Below are 1,287 nucleotides of genomic sequence, written 5' to 3'. Positions count from 1 at the left end.
AACGTTCATTGTGTTGTGCATAACTCCGCCTCCAACAGACGTTTACGGCGCTTCAGCGCCTTGATTCGTTCCTCGACCTCGGCCCGTTCCAGAAGCATGACTTGCCGTTGATCGATGGTCTTGCGCCCGACAACGAGCGCCATGGTGTCGAGCGGATCAGCCGCGCCCACGACTTCACAAAATGCGACAACAGCCCGCGGACTGGGGAAACGCTCGTCATCGTTTTGATTCAACCACTTCTCCAGCGTCGCCGTAGAGAGTGCCGCCGCATTACCACTGTTCAACTTGATGCCGGCTTCTTTGGCGAGTGCGTCCATTTGTTCGGCCACCTGCACACAGGAGAGTCCGGATTTTTCAAATGCCGTCCGGAGCGACGCCTTGAATGCGCGATCGAAACTCGCAAGCCGGTACGCCGATCCAAAGAGTGTCCCCTGTGCCATGACTTGTCCGCCTGTAATGGTGTTTGTGTCCAAACCCGGAAAAAAGCCGGACGTTGACCCATAGTTGCCGGGGCTGTAGTTTGTTCCTGTTGCAAGAAGCTCAAACTTCAACCGCCACGACCCTCTTTTAGACACTTTTTGTGTCCAAGGTTAACCACGAAAAGATTCCAAGTTTAATCTTTTTGAAGTTTTTATTTTTTCCAATATTTTCACTGGAATAAATAAAAAAGGCGGTTCCAAGTTTAATTTCCAACTTAATTAGAGGAACTTGGAACATGTCTAGCATTGGCGAACGAATAAAAACAATACGCGGAGAAATGAGCCAAGAATCATTTGCCTCTGCTTTGGGCATCAAAAAGAACTCTTTAGGGTTCTATGAAAGAGATGAAAGAACCCCGAAGTCAACCACTATTGCAACCATTTGTGAACGATTTTGTGTTAATGGCAACTGGCTCCTGTTTGGAGAAGGCCCAATGAGGCGAGAAGGAGGGAGCGAGATGCAACCCGCAACAATGCCTCATGCATCAAAACTGGACGCCACAATGCCAAGCAATGATGCCAGTGGTGGAAGGCAAGAGGAAATACGCGAACTGCGAAAAGAAAATACCGAACTCCGCCGCGAATGCAGCGAGCTACGAACAGAAAACCAACGCCTCAACCGTGAACTCTCAGAAGCCAATAAAGAACTTATCAACACAAGCAAAGAACTCTTGCAGACAACAAGAGAAAACGCAGACCTCCGAGTAAATCTCGCAGAAATAAAAACCAGAGCCGCTCCAGACACACCAGATGAAGACGCCAGATTAAGTGCATAACGAACAAAAGAAAGGCAGCACCTACCGCAAAA

The 1,287-nt window shown here is 48.7% G+C and carries 3 protein-coding genes; 1 reads left to right on the top strand and 2 read right to left on the bottom strand.

The window, feature by feature from the left end:
- Window positions 1-5 precede the first annotated feature (5 nt).
- Together G451_RS33215 and G451_RS34670 are read right to left on the bottom strand one after the other, a co-directional pair.
- Window positions 6-575, bottom strand: a complete 570-nt coding sequence (locus G451_RS33215; RefSeq protein WP_156921753.1) for a hypothetical protein — start codon at window positions 573-575, stop codon at window positions 6-8.
- Window positions 568-792, bottom strand: coding sequence for a hypothetical protein (locus tag G451_RS34670; RefSeq protein ID WP_027185690.1), 225 nt, complete (start codon window positions 790-792; stop codon window positions 568-570). The genes G451_RS33215 and G451_RS34670 overlap by 8 nt, the downstream gene beginning before the upstream one ends.
- 145 nt (window positions 793-937) lie before the next feature.
- Here G451_RS34670 and G451_RS35085 point away from each other — a divergent pair, with 145 nt between their 5' ends.
- A complete protein-coding gene (locus G451_RS35085; protein WP_027185689.1) occupies window positions 938-1,255 on the top strand; it encodes an MreC domain-containing protein in 318 nt (105 codons plus the stop codon).
- Window positions 1,256-1,287 lie beyond the last annotated feature (32 nt).

It is taken from the genome of Desulfovibrio inopinatus DSM 10711 (genome assembly GCF_000429305.1).
GTDB lineage: Bacteria > Desulfobacterota > Desulfovibrionia > Desulfovibrionales > Desulfovibrionaceae > Alteridesulfovibrio > Alteridesulfovibrio inopinatus.
Note: the sequence above shows the minus strand (reverse complement) of the source record. Positions and strands in the feature narration are given on the sequence as shown.